At 53.7% G+C, this 20,794-nt stretch carries 17 protein-coding genes; 12 read left to right on the top strand and 5 right to left on the bottom strand.

The window, feature by feature from the left end; genetic code table 11:
* Positions 1 to 43: 43 nt before the first annotated feature.
* The 3 genes from trpC to CSC3H3_RS10105 are packed head-to-tail and all read right to left on the bottom strand — an operon-like array spanning position 44 to position 2,477.
* Positions 44 to 841 (bottom strand): indole-3-glycerol phosphate synthase TrpC, encoded by a 798-nt coding sequence (gene trpC / locus CSC3H3_RS10115; RefSeq protein WP_101284743.1) that lies wholly within the window; start codon positions 839 to 841, stop codon positions 44 to 46.
* Complete coding sequence (gene trpD / locus CSC3H3_RS10110) at positions 838 to 1,872, bottom strand: anthranilate phosphoribosyltransferase (RefSeq protein WP_101271470.1); 1,035 nt, start codon at positions 1,870 to 1,872, stop codon at positions 838 to 840. The genes trpC and trpD overlap by 4 nt, the downstream gene beginning before the upstream one ends.
* Positions 1,873 to 1,904: 32 nt before the next feature.
* The gene (locus CSC3H3_RS10105) at positions 1,905 to 2,477 is read right to left on the bottom strand and encodes an anthranilate synthase component II (RefSeq protein ID WP_101284742.1); all 573 of its coding nucleotides are present in this window, start codon (positions 2,475 to 2,477) and stop codon (positions 1,905 to 1,907) included.
* Between the two features lie 231 nt (positions 2,478 to 2,708).
* On the opposite strand from CSC3H3_RS10105, the gene CSC3H3_RS10100 reads away from it, so the two are divergent.
* Positions 2,709 to 3,887 (top strand): divergent polysaccharide deacetylase family protein, encoded by a 1,179-nt coding sequence (locus CSC3H3_RS10100; protein WP_101271559.1) that lies wholly within the window; start codon positions 2,709 to 2,711, stop codon positions 3,885 to 3,887.
* Between the two features lie 100 nt (positions 3,888 to 3,987).
* Here the strand turns inward: CSC3H3_RS10100 and trpE are convergent, their stop codons facing one another.
* Positions 3,988 to 5,484 (bottom strand): anthranilate synthase component I, encoded by a 1,497-nt coding sequence (gene trpE / locus CSC3H3_RS10095; RefSeq protein WP_101284741.1) that lies wholly within the window; start codon positions 5,482 to 5,484, stop codon positions 3,988 to 3,990.
* 89 nt (positions 5,485 to 5,573) lie between these two features.
* The gene (locus CSC3H3_RS10090; protein ID WP_101284740.1) at positions 5,574 to 7,466 is read right to left on the bottom strand and encodes a SurA N-terminal domain-containing protein; all 1,893 of its coding nucleotides are present in this window, start codon (positions 7,464 to 7,466) and stop codon (positions 5,574 to 5,576) included.
* Positions 7,467 to 7,793: 327 nt separating this feature from the next.
* Between CSC3H3_RS10090 and tpiA the strand changes: the two genes are divergently transcribed.
* From tpiA to lipA, 11 genes are all read left to right on the top strand, one after another.
* A complete protein-coding gene (gene tpiA / locus CSC3H3_RS10085) occupies positions 7,794 to 8,552 on the top strand; it encodes a triose-phosphate isomerase (RefSeq protein WP_101284739.1) in 759 nt (252 codons plus the stop codon).
* A 396-nt stretch (positions 8,553 to 8,948) separates the two neighbouring features.
* Positions 8,949 to 9,299, top strand: a complete 351-nt coding sequence (secG, locus tag CSC3H3_RS10080; RefSeq protein WP_101269645.1) for a preprotein translocase subunit SecG — start codon at positions 8,949 to 8,951, stop codon at positions 9,297 to 9,299.
* 115 nt (positions 9,300 to 9,414) lie between these two features.
* A complete protein-coding gene (locus CSC3H3_RS10075; RefSeq protein WP_101269646.1) occupies positions 9,415 to 11,043 on the top strand; it encodes a CTP synthase in 1,629 nt (542 codons plus the stop codon).
* 31 nt (positions 11,044 to 11,074) lie between these two features.
* Positions 11,075 to 11,932 (top strand): 3-deoxy-8-phosphooctulonate synthase, encoded by an 858-nt coding sequence (gene kdsA, locus CSC3H3_RS10070; RefSeq protein WP_101269648.1) that lies wholly within the window; start codon positions 11,075 to 11,077, stop codon positions 11,930 to 11,932.
* Positions 11,933 to 12,034: 102 nt separating this feature from the next.
* Complete coding sequence (eno, locus tag CSC3H3_RS10065; RefSeq protein WP_101269650.1) at positions 12,035 to 13,309, top strand: phosphopyruvate hydratase; 1,275 nt, start codon at positions 12,035 to 12,037, stop codon at positions 13,307 to 13,309.
* 285 nt (positions 13,310 to 13,594) lie between these two features.
* A complete protein-coding gene (locus CSC3H3_RS10060; protein ID WP_245881363.1) occupies positions 13,595 to 13,924 on the top strand; it encodes an FtsB family cell division protein in 330 nt (109 codons plus the stop codon).
* A 384-nt stretch (positions 13,925 to 14,308) separates the two neighbouring features.
* Entirely contained in the window at positions 14,309 to 15,319 is a 1,011-nt protein-coding gene (gene pdhA / locus CSC3H3_RS10055) for a pyruvate dehydrogenase (acetyl-transferring) E1 component subunit alpha (RefSeq protein WP_101269651.1), read from the top strand.
* Positions 15,320 to 15,376: 57 nt separating this feature from the next.
* A complete protein-coding gene (locus CSC3H3_RS10050) occupies positions 15,377 to 16,813 on the top strand; it encodes a pyruvate dehydrogenase complex E1 component subunit beta (protein ID WP_101284738.1) in 1,437 nt (478 codons plus the stop codon).
* A 65-nt stretch (positions 16,814 to 16,878) separates the two neighbouring features.
* A complete protein-coding gene (locus CSC3H3_RS10045) occupies positions 16,879 to 18,201 on the top strand; it encodes a pyruvate dehydrogenase complex dihydrolipoamide acetyltransferase (RefSeq protein WP_101269654.1) in 1,323 nt (440 codons plus the stop codon).
* Between the two features lie 90 nt (positions 18,202 to 18,291).
* Positions 18,292 to 19,689 carry a dihydrolipoyl dehydrogenase gene (gene lpdA / locus CSC3H3_RS10040; protein WP_101284737.1) on the top strand — a complete coding sequence of 466 codons (1,398 nt, stop codon included), beginning with the start codon at positions 18,292 to 18,294 and terminating at the stop codon, positions 19,687 to 19,689.
* Positions 19,690 to 19,813: 124 nt separating this feature from the next.
* Positions 19,814 to 20,788: a lipoyl synthase gene (lipA, locus tag CSC3H3_RS10035; protein ID WP_101284736.1), complete on the top strand. Its 975-nt coding sequence runs from the start codon at positions 19,814 to 19,816 to the stop codon at positions 20,786 to 20,788.
* The last annotated feature ends 6 nt before the right edge of the window (positions 20,789 to 20,794 follow it).

Genomic DNA, 20,794 nt, shown 5'->3' with positions numbered 1-20,794 from the left:
ATCAGATCAGGTCAAGAATCGTGGGGTCAGATCGCACAATCCGTCAGGCGGGTTTAGCCAACAGGGTGCGTGTTGCTGCCTCAACGTCATCCTGGCGCATCAGGCTTTCACCAATCAGGAAGCATTTTGCACCAACCTTGCCCATGCGTTCGAGATCGGCCGGGGTGAAAATGCCGCTTTCCGCGACCAGCAAACGATCATCGTCAACCATTGCTGCAAGCTGTTCGGTCGTTGTCAGTGAAACTTCCAAAGTCTTTAGATTTCGGTTGTTTATGCCGATCAGCTTTGATTTCAGTTTAAGCGCGCGCTCAAGTTCCGGTGCGTTATGCACCTCGACCAGAACATCCATACCCAGCTCATGGGCGAGGGATTCCAGCTCTGCTGCCTGACTGTCTTCAAGGGCGGCCATGATCAGTAAGATGCAGTCCGCACCAAGCGCGCGGGCTTCGGTCACCTGATAGGGGTCAATCATGAAATCCTTGCGCAATACTGGCAGGTCAACCGCGGCACGCGCCGCCACCAGATAGGAATCGTCACCCTGAAAATAGGGAATATCGGTAAGAACCGAAAGGCAGCTTGCCCCACCAGCCTGGTAGGCCTGTGCCAGTGCAGGCGGGTTGAAATCAGCCCGGATCAGTCCCTTTGATGGCGATGCCTTTTTGATTTCGGCAATCAGCCCATAGCGGCCAGCGGCAATTGATTTTTCAAGTGACGCGATAAAACCACGCGGAGCAGACTGCGCTGCCGCCGCAGCAGAAAGCTCTGCCAGCGATTTACGGGCTTTGCAGGCGCTGACATGATCGCGTTTGTCGTTGCAGATTTTTTCAAGAACGTCGCTCATGCCGCGTTTCCTTCATTCGAGATTACCACCAACTGTTCGAGTGTTTTGGCAGCACTACCATTGTCAATCGCGGTTTCGCACCGGCCAATACCATCGGCAATATCTTTGGCAACCCCGGTTACCACAAGGGCGGCGGCAGCATTAAGCAGAACAATATCGCGATAGGCGCTTTTTTTGCCAGCCAGCAATTCCTGGATCGCCGTGGCGTTGGTGTGCGCATCGCCGCCTTTCAGTTCATCAATCGTGGACAGGGCGATACCGTAATCCTGCGGATTGATTTCAAAGGTGGTGACGGAACCATCCTTGACCTCAGCGACGAAGGTCGGGCCGGTAACGGAAATTTCGTCAAGGCCGCTATCGCCATGCACAACCCATGCATGCTGGGACCCAAGCCGGTTAAGCACATGGGCAATCGGTTCGACCCAGTCTTTGGCGAAAACGCCAATCACCTGGCGTTTGGTTTTTGCCGGGTTGGCAAGCGGGCCAAGCAGGTTGAAAATGGTGCGTGTGCCCATTTCCACACGCGTCGGCATAACGTGACGCACGGCCGAATGATGGCGCGGGGCCATCATGAAACACAGATTGATCTGCTTTAGCGACTTTTCCAGAAGCGACATATCGGCATCAAGATTGACGCCAAGGGCCGCCAAAACATCGGCCGAGCCGGATTTGGAAGATGCCGCCCGGTTACCATGCTTGGCAACTTTTGCGCCACAGGCAGCCGCAACAATTGCGGCGGCTGTCGAGATATTATAGGTGCCGCTGCCATCACCACCGGTGCCGCATGTATCAACGGCATCGGGGGCGGCTGTAACGCCCGTGGCCTTTGCCCGCATGACACGGGCGGCCCCTGTGATTTCATCAATGGTTTCACCGCGCAGGCGCAGCGCCATCAAAAATGCCCCCATCTGTGACGGGGTTGCCTGACCGGACATCAAAACATCAAATGCCTGTTCGGCTTCCTGTTCGTTCAGGGTTGCACCAGTGGCAACTTTGGCCAGTGTCGGCTTGAGATCATGTTCCGTGGACATGGAATGTTCCCTTTATTTTGGCTCCGGACACTTCAGGCGGCGGAGAAATCGATAAAATTTTTCAAAAGATCGTGGCCGTGTTCCGACGCAATGCTTTCGGGGTGGAACTGCACACCATGTATTTCATGGGTACGATGACGTAGCCCCATAATTAGCCCGTCATTGCTGTGCGCGGTGATTTCTAGGCAATCGGGCAGGGTGGCGCGGTCCACCACCAGTGAATGATACCGGGTTGCGGTCACCGGGTTGGGCAGGCCTTTGAAAACGCTTTTGCCTTCATGGATCATGGCGTCGGTTTTACCATGCATGCAGTGCGGCGCACGGACAACGTCGCTGCCAAATGCCGCGCCGATCGCCTGATGGCCCAGGCACACGCCCAAAAGCTTTACCTTGCCAGCCGCCGCCTTGATCAAATCAACGCAGATACCAGCCTGGTCCGGGTCGCAGGGGCCCGGCGAAATGACGATTCCTTCGGGCTTCATTGCCAGCGCGTCATCGACGCTGATTTCGTCGTTGCGGACAACTTTGACCTCGGGCCCAAGTTCACGTAAAAAATGCCACAAATTAAATGTGAAGCTGTCATAATTATCGATGAGCAGATACATCGCTGTCCCGAGGCCTTCTGTGTTTTAGACCGGGCGAGAATAAACGGCCTTGCCGCTACGTCAAGCGATAGCGGTAGTGATTTTCGGGCTTTAACAGGCTGCTAACCAGAGATCGGCTAAGAATGCGCTGCCAGATATCGTTTGGCGAAGGATCTGTCTTTTATCGGCGCAGGACTAATTTGCATTTTCAAGGGCATCAAGACCCAAATTTTCATGGATTGGAGATACGGCGTGGCACGGCGCTCAACACCGGCAAAAAAGAAAAAGACCGCACCACGCGGTAAAACGAACGCGCGCAAAAAAACAGGCAAAAAGCCCGGTGGTTTTCGACGGCTGATGCTTGGTGCAGCCCTGGTTGCAGGCGCGGCGTCGGCCCTGATTGCCGCAGGCAGCATGCTGGAGCTTGACCGCGCGGCGCATGAAGCCGTGAGCAACCTTGCAAAAAATTCGCCCGAACCGGATTCAAGCACGAAACCGGTGGCAAAACAGCCGAAAATGGATTTTTCCAAGGGATATGATGCGCCAAATCGCCCTGGTTATATGGTGGAGCGCACGCCTGAGGATATGACCAATCCCGAGGGTGAAAGAGAAAATATCCCTGAACCGAGGGTAAACCCTGCGCCCCAGCCTCATGTCACGCCTGCGCCGTTACCTAAAAACGATTTGCCTGCCGAAAAACAGTTGGCCTGGCAAAAATTTGCAACCCACGTGCCTGATACCGGTAACGCACCTGTCATAGCCATTGTGATTGATGATGCCGGGATTGATAAACCGCGTACCGAACGGGCAGCAGAATTACCCGGGCCCATTACCATTTCGTACCTGCCATATGCGACGCACCTTGCTGAACAGGTGGCAACAGCGCGCAAACGCGGGCATGAAATTATGCTCCATATGCCCATGGAGCCGACATCAACAGTCGTGGACCCTGGGCCGCATGCGCTTTTGACCAGTTATGACAAGGTTGCGATCCTGAATGAAATGACATGGATGCTGGATCGATTCTCCGGCTATGTCGGGATTAACAACCATATGGGTAGCAAATTTACGTCCGATCCCGAACGGATGGCTGTTGTAATGCAGGTGATGAAGGCAAGGGGCCTTATGTTCCTTGATTCGCGAACCAGTGCCAAATCGGTTGGATATCAGGAAGCGCAAAAATTCAGCGTTCCGGCAATTGAACGCGATGTGTTTATTGATGATGCTGATGATGCCGCCAAAATCAGCGAAATGCTGGACCGCGTTGAACATGTTGCCAGCAAGCGGGGCTATGCCGTGGCGATTGGCCATCCGCGTGATTTGACGCTTGCTGCACTGAATAAATGGATACCCAAAATGCAGGCCGCAGGGTTCATTTTTGTACCGGCGACCGACATCATCCGCCGTAATGGTGTGAAGGTGACCGGCTGATTATCTGTATACCAAGCGCACCAAAGTAAAAAAACGGCTGCCCGGTTTCGGGCGGGCAGCCGTTTTTTATTTGCGCAAACTGAAACGTTAGCGGTAAGCGTCAGGCAAAGCGATGTGCTTCGCGGCATGCTGCCATCAGGGCACCGGCCTTGTTACGGCATTCCTGATGTTCCATATCGGGTTTGCTATCAACAACGATGCCTGCACCAGCCTGAATGTGGATCATCTCATCCTTGATGACTGCGGTACGCAGCGCAATGCAGGTATCCATCGATCCGTCGGCGGAAATATAACCAATACAGCCGGCATAAATGCCGCGACGTACCGGTTCGAGCTCATCGATGATTTCCATGGCACGGACCTTCGGTGCGCCAGAAACGGTGCCAGCCGGGAAACCAGCCTTTAGCGCATCCATCGCATCATATTGCGGGTCAATCTGGCCCACTACATTTGAAACGATATGCATCACATGCGAATAATATTCGATGGTTTCACGGTCGGTCACACGTACCGTACCAGGTTGCGAGACGCGACCAACATCATTGCGCCCCAGATCCAGCAGCATCAGATGTTCGGACCGTTCCTTGGGATCATCAAGCAGGTCCTGGGCGAGGAATTTATCCTCTTCGGAAGTTTTGCCGCGCTTGCGGGTGCCAGCGATGGGGCGAATGGTCACTTCGTCATCACGCAACCGCACCAGAATTTCCGGGCTGGCACCAACAACCTGAAAACCGCCAATATTAAGATAGAACATGAAAGGCGAGGGGTTGATGCGCCGTAATGCCCGGTAAAAGGCAAAAGGCGGCAGGCGATAGGGCAGTGAATAACGCTGCGACAGAACGACCTGGAAGATATCGCCAGCGCGAATATATTCTTTCGCGCGTTCAACCATCTCGTGATACCCGGCTTCATCTACGCTGACTTCGGGTTCCGGCAAATCCTGCGGAACGGTGCGCGAACGCCGGTCAATAAACAGGTTGCGCTGGAAATGCTGAACAACATCATTTAGGCGTGCGCAGGCAAGGTCATAGGCTGCCTGGGCGTCAATTCCGGCTTCCGGGCGGACGGGCGTTACCACCGTTACCGTATCGGCGATGGTGTCAAAGCTTGCCGTCACTGTCGGGCGGATGAAAATGCCATCAGGCACATTCAGGTTGTCCGGGTTGTCATCGGGCAGCTTTTCCATCAGGCGGACGGTGTCATAACCCATATAGCCGACCAGGCCTGCACTCATGGGCGGCAAATGGTCGGGCAGGTCAATGTGGCTTTCCGCGATCAGGGCTTTCAGGGCATCTAGCGGTTTTTGATCCTGTACGGAAAAATCATCAGCATCGGCCATGACGCGACGGTTGATTTCCGCCCGGTCGCCAAAGCACCGCCAGATCAGATCGGGTTTAAAGCCGATAAAGGAATAGCGCCCACGGCTGGCGCCACCTTCAACCGATTCCAGAAGGTAGGTGTTGGGCAAACCTTCGGCCAGTTTAAGGAACGCGGAAACAGGCGTGTCGAGATCGGCTGTCAGCGAGGTGTAAACAACCTGCGCGATACCGGCCTTGTGGTTGCGGGCGAATGTTTCAAAATCCGGTTTGATATCCATAACGGCAATCCGATCAAAACCAAATAAAAGGCTACTGGAATGAAAAAAGGGCGATCCGCTGCCGGATCGCCCCGTTTGGTCTGGTTGGTTTAGTTCGCGGTGTTCTGGGCGTAAAGACCGTTGATCACACCGTTATTAAGGCTGACCGAAATGTCATCACGCAGATAATCCAGATACTGCGAAACGATATCCTGATCGAGGCTGTCCTGCAGTTCGGAAACGATGGGGTCATCCTTGCCAAGGTCTGCGGCCGAACCTTTGACATCGTCAAGTACGACAACGGCGACGCCATTGGCACCAACAACCGATTTGGCCTTGCCTTTTTCAAGCTCGAAAAGGGCACCGGCAATGGCGGGGCTGGCATCGGCCGAAAGACCGCGTCCATCGCGCTTGGTATCGCCGGTTTCGTCAATGCTGTTGTCCAGCTCGGTGGCGATGGCTTCGATTTTTGCACTGCCATCATTGATGCGTGCTGCAAGCGCATCCGCCTTTTCCGACAGAAGGCGCTGTTTTTCTTCGGCCTTCCATGCAGTGATTACCTGGTCACGAACATCTTCAAACGGCTGTACGGCCGACGGGGTGACTTTGGTAACGCTGACAACGTAGCGGTCGCCATTCTGCGTTTCTTCCAGGAAGCTTTCATCGCCTTCATTCAGCTCGTAAATCTTGGCGTTGATTTCCTGGCTGTCACGAATGTCATGGCCCAGATCCTGGCCTTTTTTAATGTCGGTCAGGGTGAAAAGTTCAGCATGAACCTTGTCTGCCGCATCCTTCAGCGAGGTACCTGCACCCAGTTCATCGTCAAGCTGGGCTGCGATATCGAAAATCTGGTCTTCGGCCTTTTGGCGTTTTACACCGTTTTCGACCTGCTCGCGTACTTCATCCAGGCTTTGTTCATGTGCCGGGGTAATCGAGGTTACGCGCATGATATGCCAGCCAAGGGCAGTTTCAACCGGCTGGGAATATCCGTCTTCCGACAGGGAAAATACGGTGTCGCGCAGGTCAGGCAGCATGTTGTCTTTGGTGAACTCACCCAGTTTGACAACAGATTCCTTCATGCCGGCTTCTTCCGTGGCAACAGCCATGAAATCCTTGCCGCTTTCCAGTGCCTTATAGGCTTCGGTGGCACTTTCCTTGTCGTTCGGTGCAAACAGCATCTGTTCGACAGCGCGTTTTTCCGGGGTCTGGAATTCGCCAATGCGCTGGTTGTAGGCATCAAGGACTTCTGCGTCAGTGACGTCCATGGTCTTGGCCAGGCTGTCAACGGTCAGAAGGGCCAGGGTCGCATTGCGGGTTTCCGGCGCGGTGAACTGGCTGCTGTGTTCATCATGGAATTTTTTCAGAACGTCATCAGCGGGCGTTGCGATCGGGTCGATATCATCGTCACCCAGGGTCACGAAACGGCCATTGCGGTCTTCATTGCGGTAGGCCGCAATGGTTTTAACCAGCGGCGAGGGCGGCGTGCTGGCGGCACCCAGGCTGCCGACAACCTGCTGGCTCATCAGGTCGCTGCGCATGCCTTCGATGAATTCCGGCTCGCTATAACCGTTTTGATACAGAATCTGCAGGAACTTCTGGCGGTCGAACTGGCCGGTGGTGTCGTTCTTGAAGCTCTGATTGTTGAAAATGTTATCGCGGACTTTGTCATCGCTAATGCCGATGCCGATGTCCTTTGCATTTTCTTCAAGCAGTTTCTGCGAAACCAAGCCCTGAACGGTGTTGTTCAGAAGGCCCATCTGAATGGCTTGCTGCTGGTCAAAGCTCGGCCCGAATACGCGACGCATTTTGTCGATATTGCGCTTGAAAGCACGGTCAAGTTCGACAGGACTGATAGACTGGCTGCCAACTTCGGCGACTTCGCGGGAATTGCCAAGGCTTAGCATCGAGGCCTTGAGCCCCCATGCGACAAAGCTGATCGCGATGATGCCAAACAGAATTTTGGCAAAGATGGATTGAGAAAATGTGCGAATGCCAGAAAGCATATTCCGTAGCCTAACAATTCGTTGCGTCGGACCGGCGCCAGTTGGCCGGCAACTTTTTTTGCCAAAACGGTACCGGAAACCGGTGAAAACCGTGCGGATCGGTGGCGCATCTTAATGGGAGGAGGATAGGGCGGCAACACCCGATTGCATAAGCCGTTTGAATTGCTGTTGCAAGAGGGTTCGAGCAGGCTTTTCCCGCATGCGCTGGCGTGCTAGAACGCGGGCAGGAAACGTTTTTATAATCAGTCGGCCCTGATACCTGATTTGGTGGTTCAGTCCCACTTTGCCCGATCACCAGGTATCACCCATCAAAGAAGGAAGGTTTCAATGTCAGATCGTCGTCCCCTTATTGCCGGTAACTGGAAAATGAATTGTCTGCGTGCCGATGGCCTGGCCCTTGCCAGTGGCCTGGCTGCAAAGTTGACGGGCGCATCTGACAAACCGGCCTGCGATATTTTGTTGTGCCCACCGGCAACGCTGCTGGCTGATGTTGTCGGTGTTTTGGGCCATTGCGATATTCATGCCGGCGGCCAGGATTGTCATGCGGTTAAAAGCGGCGCTCATACTGGCGATATTGCGGCATCAATGCTGGCGGATATTGGCGCCAGCCACGTTATCCTTGGCCATTCCGAACGCCGCGCTGACCATGGTGAAAGTTCCACCGTTATCCGCCAGAAAACCATTGCTGCCCATGATGCAGGTTTGACAGCCGTTGTCTGTGTGGGTGAAACCGAACAGGAACGCGACCTTGGCGCTGCCATTGCCGTTGTTTGCGGCCAGATGGATGTTTCCCTGCCGGAAGGGGCAAGTGCGGAAAACACGGTTATTGCCTATGAACCGGTGTGGGCAATTGGCACTGGCCGCACGGCTGCTGTTGCCGATGTTGAAGAAATGCACGCTGCCATCCGCCGTAAACTCAAAGAACGTTTCGCCGATGCCGAAGGCTTCCGCATTCTTTATGGCGGTTCGGTCAAGCCGTCCAATGCGGCAGAGATTCTGGCGGTTGAGAATGTTGATGGCGCACTTGTTGGTGGGGCCAGCCTTAAGGTCGAGGATTTCTGGGGTATTATTGCCGCCTGCGAATAAGCAGTTTTGTGATTGCAAAGCGCCTAATGGGCGACACCATATATAAGGTGTCGCCTGATTTGTTTGTGCTGGCCTTTTGTCGGGGCTTTGCGAAAAAGTAACAGATGCCATCAAGGCACTGTTGCAATTTGGGGCGTGATCAGCGAAGATAAGTTCCCGGCGCGAGGGATTGTTCCTTGCTTCAGGCCGGGAATCCTCCCGAACAATTTAATGATGATTAGGGTCCTGCCTTGTGCGGGATGCTGGTTATTTTAACCGGTTGGCAATTTATGGTTTGAAACCTGCCAAATACATACTAGCCAACCGTTTCAAAACGCGTTAAACACGCATCAAATTTTGCCCGGTCAGGCAGCAATTTGCTGGCCGCCGGATTTACAAGTCAAGAGTTTTGAGGCCATGCAGACTGTCATTCTGGTTATCCACCTGCTTCTTGCGATCGGCTTGATTGCCGTAATTCTGGTTCAGCGCAGTGAAGGCGGAGGACTTGGTATTGGCGGCGGCAATAGCGGCGGCGGTAACTTTGGTGTCATGAGCTCGCGCAGTGCCGCGAACCTTCTGACCCGGACGACCGCAATTCTGGCTGCGGCCTTCATGATCACAAGCCTCGGCCTGGCGCTATTGACCAATACCCGTACCGCACCGACATCCATTCTGGATCAGGTGCCCGCACCGGCCGCAACTTCCGATATGGAAAAGACGGCCCCGGCGCCTGCACAGGATAGCGGACCGGCAGCGCCGACACGCTAATAGCTAAATACCGATATCAGAGGCGGCAAAATTGCCGCCTCAATTTTTGAATTGTTTGCTCCCCGGTTTGCAATATGCGTAACCGTGGCTTTGTGCTTTGAGATGAGGCATGGATATGACCCGTTATATTTTCATTACTGGTGGCGTGGTTTCTTCGCTGGGCAAGGGCCTGGCTTCTGCTGCATTGGGTGCTTCGCTTCAGGCGCGTGGCTTTACCGTCCGTTTGCGCAAGCTTGATCCGTATATCAACGTCGATCCGGGCACCATGAGCCCCTATCAGCATGGCGAAGTTTATGTCACCGAAGACGGTGCCGAGACGGACCTTGATCTGGGCCACTATGAACGTTTTACCGGCGTATCATCGCGTCGTTCCGACAACGTGACCACGGGTCGCATCTATTCGTCGGTTATCGCACGTGAACGTCGCGGCGACTATCTGGGCGGGACTGTTCAGGTCATTCCGCACATCACCGATGCCATCAAGGAATTCGTCCAGAGCGACGCGACCGAAGATTTCGTTCTTGTGGAAATCGGCGGTACGGTTGGCGATATTGAAAGCCTGCCGTTCCTGGAAGCCATTCGTCAGATGGGCAATGAACTGGGCGATGGTCGCACCATGTTCCTGCATCTGACCCTGGTGCCTTACATTCCGTCGGCTGGTGAATTGAAAACCAAACCGACCCAGCATTCCGTCAAGGAACTGCAGTCGCTTGGTATTCAGCCTGATGTGCTGCTGTGCCGTTGTGATCGCGAAATTCCGGTAAATGAACGCCGCAAGATTGCGCGTTTCTGTAACGTCCGTGAAGCATCGGTTATTCCGGCCTATGACGTTGACAACATTTATCAGGTTCCGATCAGCTATCATAAGTACGGCCTTGATAACGAAGTTCTGCATCATTTCGGCCTGCAGGCGCAGGACCCGGATATGGGGCCGTGGGAAAATATCTGCGATATCGTTCGTAACCCGGAAGGTGAGGTTACCATTGGTATTGTTGGTAAATACATCCAGCTTCCCGATGCCTACAAATCCCTGACCGAAGCGCTGACCCATGGCGGTATTGCCAACAAGGTTCGCGTCAAGATCGAATGGATTGCATCTGACGATCTGGAAAAAGACGAAAACGTTAGTGAACGTCTAAGCAAGCTTGACGCCATCATGGTGCCGGGCGGCTTTGGCGAACGCGGTGCCGAAGGCAAAATTGCCGCTGCCCGTTATGCCCGTGAAAACAAGGTGCCGTATTTCGGTATCTGCTTTGGCATGCAGATGGCGGTTCTGGAAGCTGCCCGTAATCTGGCTGGCATTACCAATGCATCCTCGTCCGAATTCGGTCCGACCGAAGTGCCGCTTGTTGGCCTGATGACCGAATGGTCAAAAGATGGTGGCCGCGTTGAACGCCGCAGCGGCGAAGACGACCTTGGTGGCACCATGCGTCTTGGCAATTACGAGTGCAAACTGGTTGCCGGTACCCATGCCCGCAAGATTTACGGTTCGGAAACGGTTCTGGAACGTCACCGTCACCGGTATGAAGTCAATATCAACTTCCTTGAGCAGCTTGAACAGAAGGGCCTGAAATTCTCTGGACTGTCACCGGATGGCCGTTTGCCGGAAATTGTGGAATATCCGGATCATCCGTGGTTCATTGGTGTGCAGTTCCACCCGGAACTCCGGTCACGTCCGTTGGATCCGCATCCGCTGTTCGTGTCCTATATCAAGGCCGCCAAAGAACGCAGCCGTCTGGTCTGATTGAACCAGCCAAACGTCCAAGGATGTTGAAATGACCACGATTAAAACCGTTAAAGTCGGCAATATCGAATTTGCAAATGACAAACCCTTTGCCTTGCTGGCAGGGCCTTGCGCAATTGAAAGCCGCCAGCATGCGCTGGAAATGGCAACCGCGCTTAAGGAACTGACTGCTGCCATGGGCATCGGGCTGGTTTATAAAAGCTCGTTTGACAAGGCGAACCGTACCAGCAACAAATCCAAGCGTGGCGTGGGTTTAAGCGAGGGAATTGATATTCTTGGCGAAGTCAAGGATGTCACCGGTTTGCCGATCGTAACCGACATTCACCTGCCGGATCAGTGTGAAGCCGTTGCGCGCGTTGCCGATATTTTGCAGATTCCGGCATTCCTGTGCCGCCAAACCGATCTTCTGGTGGCGGCAGCCGCCACCGGCAAGGCGATCAATGTCAAGAAGGGGCAGTTCCTGGCCCCGTGGGACATGGCCAATGTCGCCAATAAAATTGCCGAAGCCGGCAATGAAAACATCATGCTTTGTGATCGTGGTACCAGCTTTGGCTATAACACGCTGGTAACCGATTTCCGCGGACTTCCCACCATGGCCCAACAGGGCTATCCGATTGTGTTTGACGCAACCCATTCTGTCCAGCAACCCGGCGGGCAGGGTGGTACAACAGGCGGACAGCGCGAATTCGCACCTGTTCTTGCACGCGCTGCTGTTTCTGTTGGTGTCGCGGCTTTGTTCATCGAAACCCACGACAATCCCGACGCCGCCATCAGCGACGGACCCAATCAAATTCCCCTTGGCAAGCTTCCCGAAGTTCTCTCGGTTCTGAAGGAATTCGATGCCGTCGCGAAGGCCAATCCGGTTCGTCTGGATATGTTCGACGCGTGATATAAGGTGCCGCCATATTTGTGGCGGCATTTTTTTTATGCTGTAACCGACGCGGCCCAGTATGGGGCCGTTCAACATGTCAGTAAGGAGAATTGTTTCGTCATGACCGCTATCATTGATATCCGCGGGCGCGAAATTCTGGACAGCCGGGGCAACCCGACGGTCGAAGTTGATGTAACCCTGGAAAGTGGCGCCTTTGGTCGGGCCGCCGTTCCGTCAGGTGCATCGACCGGCGCACACGAAGCTGTCGAACTGCGTGACAAAGAAGAACGCTATTTGGGCAAAGGCGTTACCAAGGCTGTTTCCGCTGTTAACGGCGAAATCTTTGAAGCCCTGGCTGGCGTAGATGCTGAAGAACAGATCGAAATTGACCAGGCCATGATTGACCTGGACGGTACAGCAAACAAAAGCCGCCTCGGCGCCAATGCCATCCTTGGCGTGTCGCTTGCCGTTGCCAAGGCAGCTGCCCAGGAAGCCGGTCTGCCGCTTTATCGCTATATTGGTGGTTCCTATGCGCGCACCCTTCCGGTGCCGATGATGAACATCATCAATGGTGGTGAACATGCCGATAACGCCATTGACGTTCAGGAATTCATGATCGTTCCGGTTTCGGCTGAATCCGGCACCGACGCCATTCGCATGGGCGCGGAAATTTTCCATAACCTGAAAAAGTCGCTCGCGGCTGATGGTCTTAGCACATCGGTTGGTGATGAAGGCGGGTTTGCACCGAACATCGCATCGACCGAAGCTGCGATCAGCTATGTCATGAAGTCGATCGAAGCTGCCGGCTACCGCCCGGGTGATGACGTGATGCTGGCACTTGATGCCGCATCGACCGAATTCTACAAGGACGGCAAATACGTTCTTGCCGGCGAAGGCAAAACCTTCGATTCCGAAGGCATGGTCAAATACTGGGCCGAACTTGCTGCCAAATATCCGATTTTCTCGATCGAAGACGGTATGTCGGAAGACGATTGGGATGGTTGGGCTGCGTTGACCAGCGAAATCGGCAACAAGATCCAGCTCGTTGGTGACGATCTGTTCGTGACCAATCCGCTGCGCTTGGCTGATGGTATTGCCAAGGGTGTTGCCAACTCGATCCTGGTGAAAGTGAACCAGATCGGTACGCTGAGCGAAACTCTTGAAGCCGTTGAAATGGCGCACCGCGCTGGTTACACCGCGGTTATGTCGCACCGTTCGGGTGAAACCGAAGATTCAACGATTGCCGACCTTGCTGTTGCAACCAATTGCGGCCAGATCAAAACCGGTTCGCTGTCGCGTTCGGACCGTCTGGCAAAATACAACCAGCTGATCCGCATCGAAGAACAGCTTGGTTTGGCAGCACGCTTCCCGGGTCGTTCGATCCTGAAGAAATAATATCAGTTTCTTTATTGAAGCCGATGCCAAAGGCCACCTCCTGTAGGTGGCCTTTTTGCATTTACGAATTGTTAACTGATCGTAAATGCGACAGGAAAAGATCCCTGTTTTTAAAACTCTTTTTACCTTGTTGTGATGAAATACATCTCATCCATTGTGTGTTCTTATATCTTGGCATCGTAACCCTATAGATTTACGGTGAAATAACGAAAGTTGTTTTATCGTATCGGTTGGGAAATGTTTCGCGGATACTGGCATTTGTTTAATTTTAGGGCCTAGTCTGACATGTCGTCATCAGCACCGGTAGTTCGTCGGTTTCGGCAGGCCATTGCGCCGGTATTTGCCTTTACGGTGATGGTATATTTCATCTTCCACAGTGTGGAGGGGGATAGGGGCCTTCTGGCCTATTGGTCAATGCAGGACCGGGTGAATGAAATCGTCAAGCTGCGCGATGACATCCGTGGGCGACGTGAATTGCTTGAGCAGCGGGTGAAGGCCCTTCGACCCGGAAGCCTGGATCCGGACCTTCTCGACGAAAGGGCGCGTACCATGCTTGATATGGCCAATCGCGACGACGTCATCATCTTTCATCATAACGGCTACGATCACCCCTGATTTCAGGGGTGTTTTTGTATCTGCTGCTTTTCGCCTGTTTGTTGCCAAAGCCTTTTGTTCTGTGGTTTTTTGGCGTTTGCGAAGGCGAAAACACATTGATCAAAATTGTTTTCATAAAATCATAGCATTTGTGACGCTGGGGAATGAGACACTTTTGATGCGATAGGCCAACTGCCTGATAATTCACAAAATATCATTTAAACCGTTAAAACTTAAATTAACCAATACTTGGTTTATTTGTGATTGTGCATTGCAAAACAAGGCGTTAGGCGTCCCAAGATCGCTTGCTTATGTCAGTTGTTTTGGGTAGTTATTTCGGTGGTCCAATACCGAATTAAGCTGCTTTTCAAAGAAGCTTAAGCGAGCCATCCACCGGGAGGAACCATGGCGACCACAAAACGCAAACGCGCCACGACGCGCGCCGACAACCAGGCGAGCAGTGACGATCTCCTTAAATATTATCGCGACATGCTTCTGATCCGCCGTTTCGAAGAAAAGGCCGGCCAGCTTTATGGCATGGGCCTGATCGGTGGTTTCTGCCACCTTTATATCGGCCAGGAAGCTGTCGTTGTTGGTATGCAGGCTGCCACATCGGGCGAAGATGGTGTGATCACCAGCTACCGCGATCATGGGCACATGCTGGCCTGCGGAATGGATTCCGCTGGCGTCATGGCGGAACTGACCGGTCGCGAGGGTGGTTACTCTCACGGCAAGGGCGGCTCCATGCACATGTTCTCCAAAGAAAAGAACTTTTACGGTGGTCACGGTATCGTCGGTGGGCAGGTCCCGCTGGGTACCGGTATTGCCTTTAACTACAAATATCGCGGCGAAGACAAAGTCTGCCTGACCTATCTTGGTGACGGTGCTGTCAACCAGGGCCAGGTATATGAGTCTTTCAACATGGCTGCGCTTTGGAAGCTGCCGGTTATTTACTGCATTGAAAACAACCAGTACGCCATGGGCACCTCGACCCAGCGTCACTCGGCCAGCCCTGACCTTTATCAGCGTGGTGAAGCCTATGGCATCCCGGGCGAACAGGTTGATGGTATGGATGTTCTTGCTGTCAAGGAAGCCGGTGAACGCGCGGTCAAACATTGCCGTGAAGGCAATGGTCCGTACATTCTCGAGCTGAAAACCTATCGTTATCGCGGGCATTCCATGTCTGACCCGGCGAAATACCGGACTAAAGACGAGCTCGACAAGATGCGCAAGGAACATGACCCGATCGACATGGTCAAAAAGCTGTTGATCGATGCAAACATCCTTGACGAAGACGGTCTCAAAGAGATCGACAAGGAAGTTAAGGCAGAGGTCGCCAAAGCTGCGGAATTTGCACAGAACAGCCCGGAACCGGATCCGTCCGAACTGTTTACCGATATTTTGATCGAAGTCTGACCCTGACTTTGCAAAATCCGCTTTTGACCAGAAATTTTCCCGCAAAGAGGGGGAACCATGCCGATTGAAGTTTTGATGCCTGCATTGTCGCCGACAATGACTGAAGGCACCCTTGCCAAATGGAACGTCAAAGAGGGCGATACCGTCCAGTCTGGTGACGTTCTTGCCGAAATTGAAACCGACAAGGCGACAATGGAAGTTGAAGCCGTCGATGAAGGCACCATTGGCAAGCTGATCGTTGATGCCGGTACTGAAGGTGTCGCTGTGAATGCCGTTATCGCCTATATCCTTGAGGAAGGCGAAGACGCATCCGCACTCGATAACGTCAATCCGGGTGAAGCCAAAGCCGCACCACAGGCAGAAGAAAAGGAAGAATCCTCTTCTGAAAGCTCTGCTTCGTCGTCTGCTTCTGCCGCACCGGTTCAGGCTTCGGGCGCGATTGAACGTGCCGAAAATGAACCGCGCGCCATGAGCGCGATGAACGAAACGCGCGACGAAAAGACCTACACCAAATTCAAAACCCAGACCGTTCGTGAAGCCCTGCGTGATGCCATGGCCGAAGAAATGCGGACCGACGAAAATGTTTTCGTCATGGGTGAAGAAGTTGCGCAGTATCAGGGTGCCTATAAGGTTACTCAGGGCCTGCTTGACGAATTTGGTGACAAACGTGTCGTTGATACGCCGATCACCGAATATGGCTTTACTGGTCTTGGTACTGGTGCTGCCTTCATGGGCCTGCGTCCGGTCGTGGAATTCATGACCTTCAACTTTGCCATGCAGGCCATCGACCACATCATCAACTCTGCTGCCAAGACACTTTACATGTCGGGTGGTCAGCTTGGTTGTCCGATTGTGTTCCGTGGTCCGAACGGCGCTGCAGCACGCGTCGGTGCGCAGCACTCGCAGTGCTATGCTTCCTGGTATGCACATTGCCCGGGCCTTAAGGTGATTGCGCCTTATTCCGCAGCCGATGCAAAAGGCCTGCTGAAAGCCGCAATCCGCGACCCGAACCCGGTTGTCTTCCTTGAAAACGAAATCCTGTACGGCCAGAGCTTTGAAGTTCCGGACGATGAAGATTTCGTCCTGCCGATTGGCCAGGCCAAAATCGAACGTGAAGGCACCGATGTTACTATCGTTGCGTTCTCGATCATGGTTGGCAAGGCACTCAAGGCGGCTGAAAAGCTGGCAGAAGATGGCATCTCGGCCGAAGTTATCAACCTTCGGACCATCCGTCCGCTTGACGTTAACACGATCGTGCGTTCGGTGATGAAGACCAACCGTCTCGTCACCTGTGAAGAAGGCTGGCACTTTGCCGGTATTGGCGCTGAAATCGCATCGGTTATCATGGAACATGCATTCGATTATCTCGATGCGCCTGTTGCCCGTGTAACCGGCGAAGATGTCCCGATGCCGTATGCGGCCAACCTTGAAGTCCTGGCATTGCCGCAGGATCAGCACATCGTCGATGCGGCCAAGGCCGTTTGCTATCGTTAAACAAAAACGGACAGGGGCTGGCGCAGTAAAGCTGCTGCCACCCCCGTTACCGGGAGATTGCATCAATGCCAGTTAAAATTCTGATGCCGGCACTTTCGCCGACGATGACAGAAGGCACCTTGGCAAAATGGCTTGTCAAGGAAGGGGACACGGTTGAGTCCGGTGATGTCCTTGCCGAAATCGAAACCGACAAGGCGACGATGGAAGTCGAAGCCGTTGATGAAGGCAAAATCGGGAAGATCCTTGTGTCTGAAGGCACCGAGGGTGTTGCTGTGAACGCCGTTATCGCGTTGCTTTTAGAAGAAGACGAAGATGAATCTGCACTTGATGGTGCGGATACATCCGGTCCAGATGTTGGCGGTGACGCCGCAGCATCTGCCCCGAAAGAAGAAAAATCCGAAAGCAAGGATGTTGCCCCGGCTGCATCAAGCGCACCTGCCGCAGGCAAGGATGGCGATCGCGTCAAGGCAAGCCCGCTTGCTCGCCGTATTGCATCGCAGGAAGGCCTGGAGCTTTCGGGTGTTGATGGTTCGGGTCCGCGTGGTCGTATCGTCAAGCGTGACGTTGAAGCCGCACTGAGCAACAAATCGGCCGCCAAGGCGGATGCTCCGGCAGCAGCCAAAGCAGATGCGCCTGCAGCTGCCGCACCGGCTGCAAAGGCACCGGCAACCTCTGGCTGGAACCCGGATCTTACCGGACTTCCGGAATACGAGGAAATTCCGAACACGACGATGCGCAAGGTTATTGCCCGCCGTCTCACGGAATCCAAACAGCAGGTTCCGCATTTCTACCTGACTATTGATTGCCAGATCGACAATCTTCTTTCCGTTCGCAAGCAGCTTAATGAAAAGGCTGGCGAGGGCGTTAAGGTTTCGGTCAATGACATGGTCATCCGTGCATCCTCGATCGCGCTGAAGCGCGTGCCGGCCGCAAATGCGATCTGGACCGATGCAGCCATCCTTCAGTGCAAACAGCAGGATATTTCCGTTGCTGTTGCCATTGATGGTGGCCTGATCACGCCGGTTATCCGCAATGCGGGTGGCAAAGGTCTTGCCGAAATCTCGACCGAGATGAAAGCACTGGCCGCCAAGGCACGTGATGGCAAACTGCAGCCGCAGGAATTCCAGGGCGGGACTTTCTCTGTCTCCAACCTGGGCATGTTTGGCATCAAGGACTTTGCTGCCATCATCAACCCGCCGCAGGGTTGTATCCTGGCCGTTGGTGCAGGTGAACAGCGTCCGGTCGTCAAAGACGGCGCGCTTGCCATTGCAACCGTCATGAGCTGCACTCTCTCGGTAGACCACCGTGTGGTCGACGGCGCCGTTGGTGCCGAATTCATGGCCGAATTCAAGAAACTGATCGAAGATCCGCTAAGCATGCTGCTTTAAGGATGGGTTAGGCGGGGGCTTTAAAAAGTCCCCGTAAACTTTTGAATCAAATATCTGTCTGATTGATCAGACAGATTGAGGAGATGCAAAATGGCGGATAATAATTTCGACGTTATTGTGATTGGTGCAGGCCCTGGTGGTTATGTAACCGCCATCCGTTCTGCCCAGCTTGGCCTGAAAACGGCTGTTGTTGAACGTGAACATCTTGGTGGCATCTGCCTGAACTGGGGTTGTATCCCGACCAAGGCACTGCTGCGTTCGGCCGAAGTTTTTCGCAACATGAAACATGCCAAAAATTATGGCCTGTCCTGTGAAAAGCCTTCTTTTGATTTTGATGCCGTCATTCAGCGTTCGCGTGGAGTTTCCAAGCAGCTTGCTGGTGGTGTTGGCCATCTTCTGAAAAAGAACAAGGTCACCGTCATCAATGGTGAAGCCAAGTTCGATGGTCCGAAAAAGATCAATGTCGAAGGCAAGGACAAAGGCACCTATACCGCAAAACATTACATCATTGCGACCGGTGCCCGTGCCCGTGCTTTTCCTGGCCTTGAAGCCGACGGCAAAGTTGTTTGGGATTACAAAAAGGCGATGACGCCTGACAAAATGCCCAAAAGCCTGGTTGTTATTGGTTCGGGTGCAATTGGTATCGAATTTGCGAGTTTCTATCACACCATGGGTGCTGACGTGACCGTGGTTGAAATCATGCCGCAGATCATGCCGGTTGAAGACAAGGAAGTTGCCGCCCTTGCGCAGAAAATGATGACCAAGGACGGGATGAAGATCCTGACTGAAGCCAAGGTCGCCAATCTGAAGCGTAATGCTGACAATGTCGTTGTCACGATTGAAACCAAAGACGGCAAGAAGCAGGAGCTGACGGTTGATCGGGTGATTTCTGCTGTTGGTGTTATTGGCAATACCGAAAATCTTGGTCTGGAAACCACCAAGGTCAAGGTTGATCGCAATGTGATTGGCACTGACGAATATTCCCGCACGGCAGAACCTGGCATTTATGCCATTGGTGACGTTGCCGGCCCGCCGATGCTGGCCCATAAGGCCGAGCATGAAGGCGTTATTTGCGTCGAGAAAATCGCTGGTGTTAAAAACGTCCATCCGATTGACCCGGGCAAGATTCCGGGCTGCACCTATTGCCATCCGCAGGTTGCCAGTGTCGGCCTGACCGAGGCAAAAGCCAAGGAAGCGGGTTACGACGTCAAGGTTGGAAAGTTCCCCTTCATCGGGAACGGCAAAGCCGTGGCTCTTGGTGAGGCGGAAGGTCTGGTTAAAACCGTGTTTGATGCCAAGACTGGTGAGCTTCTAGGTGCCCATATGGTTGGTACCGAAGTCACCGAGCTGATCCAGGGTTTTGTGGTGGCAATGGGCCTTGAAACGACCGAGGAAGACCTGATGCATACCGTCTTCCCGCATCCGACCCTTTCGGAAATGATGCATGAGTCGGTCCTTGACGCCTATGGCCGTGCGATCCATTTCTAAGTCATAATTGTCCGATACGGCGGCTTCCCTTGTGGATCTGTCGTATCGGCCATGTCGAATGTCAGTTTGACAATTTGGCGGGAGGGCGGCACATTGCCGCCCGTTCCATCCTTCGGAGGTTTAAATGTCCACGACGCGCAACGAGGTGCGAGCTCTTCGTCACCCTGAAAAGCAAAAGAATCCGGATCGTCCTTCTGGTCGCAAGCCGGAATGGATTCGCGTTAAGGCACCGACCTCGAAGGGATATCAGGAAACGCGCGATCTGGCGCGCGGCCTGAAACTGCACACGGTTTGCGAAGAAGCAGCATGCCCGAATATCGGCGAATGCTGGCAGAAAAAGCACGCATCTTTCATGATCATGGGCGATACCTGCACCCGTGCATGTGCGTTCTGTAACGTCAAAACCGGTATGCCCAACGCGCTTGACCCGTTCGAGCCGGAAAACCTGGCAATGGCTGTTGCCGACATGGACCTTAAGCATGTCGTCATCACCTCGGTTGACCGTGACGATCTTCCGGACGGAGGGGCAATGCATTTTGCCCGCGTGATCGAGGCGATCCGTCACAAATCGCCGGAAACCACCATTGAAATTCTGACACCGGATTTTCGCGACAAGCCCGGTGCTGTTGAAATTGTCGCCAAAGCCCGCCCCGATGTGTTTAACCACAATCTGGAAACTGTGCCGCGGCTGTATCCGTCCATTCGTCCGGGCGCACGTTTTTATCAGTCGCTACGCATTCTCGACCGCGTAAAGCAGATTGATCCGACCATTTTCACCAAATCCGGCCTGATGGTTGGTTTGGGCGAGCAGCGCCACGAGCTTAGCCAGGTTATGGATGACCTGCGTGTTGCCGATGTGGACTTCTTGACGATTGGCCAGTACCTGCAGCCGACATTGAAGCATGCTCCGGTTGACCGGTTCGTAACGCCAGATGAATTCAAGGAATATGCCTCGATGGCGCGCGCCAAAGGCTTCCTGATGGTGGCATCGACACCGCTGACACGTTCAAGCTATCATGCGGATCGTGATTTTGCCGAAATGCGTGCTGCCCGTGAAAAGAAACTGGCCGCCACTGCGAAACCAAGCGCTGCTGAATAAGCAGCG

This window comes from Thalassospira marina (assembly GCF_002844375.1).
Classification (GTDB): domain Bacteria; phylum Pseudomonadota; class Alphaproteobacteria; order Rhodospirillales; family Thalassospiraceae; genus Thalassospira; species Thalassospira marina.
The sequence above is the reverse complement of the archived record's forward strand: the minus strand, read 5'-3'. Positions and strand labels throughout refer to the sequence as shown.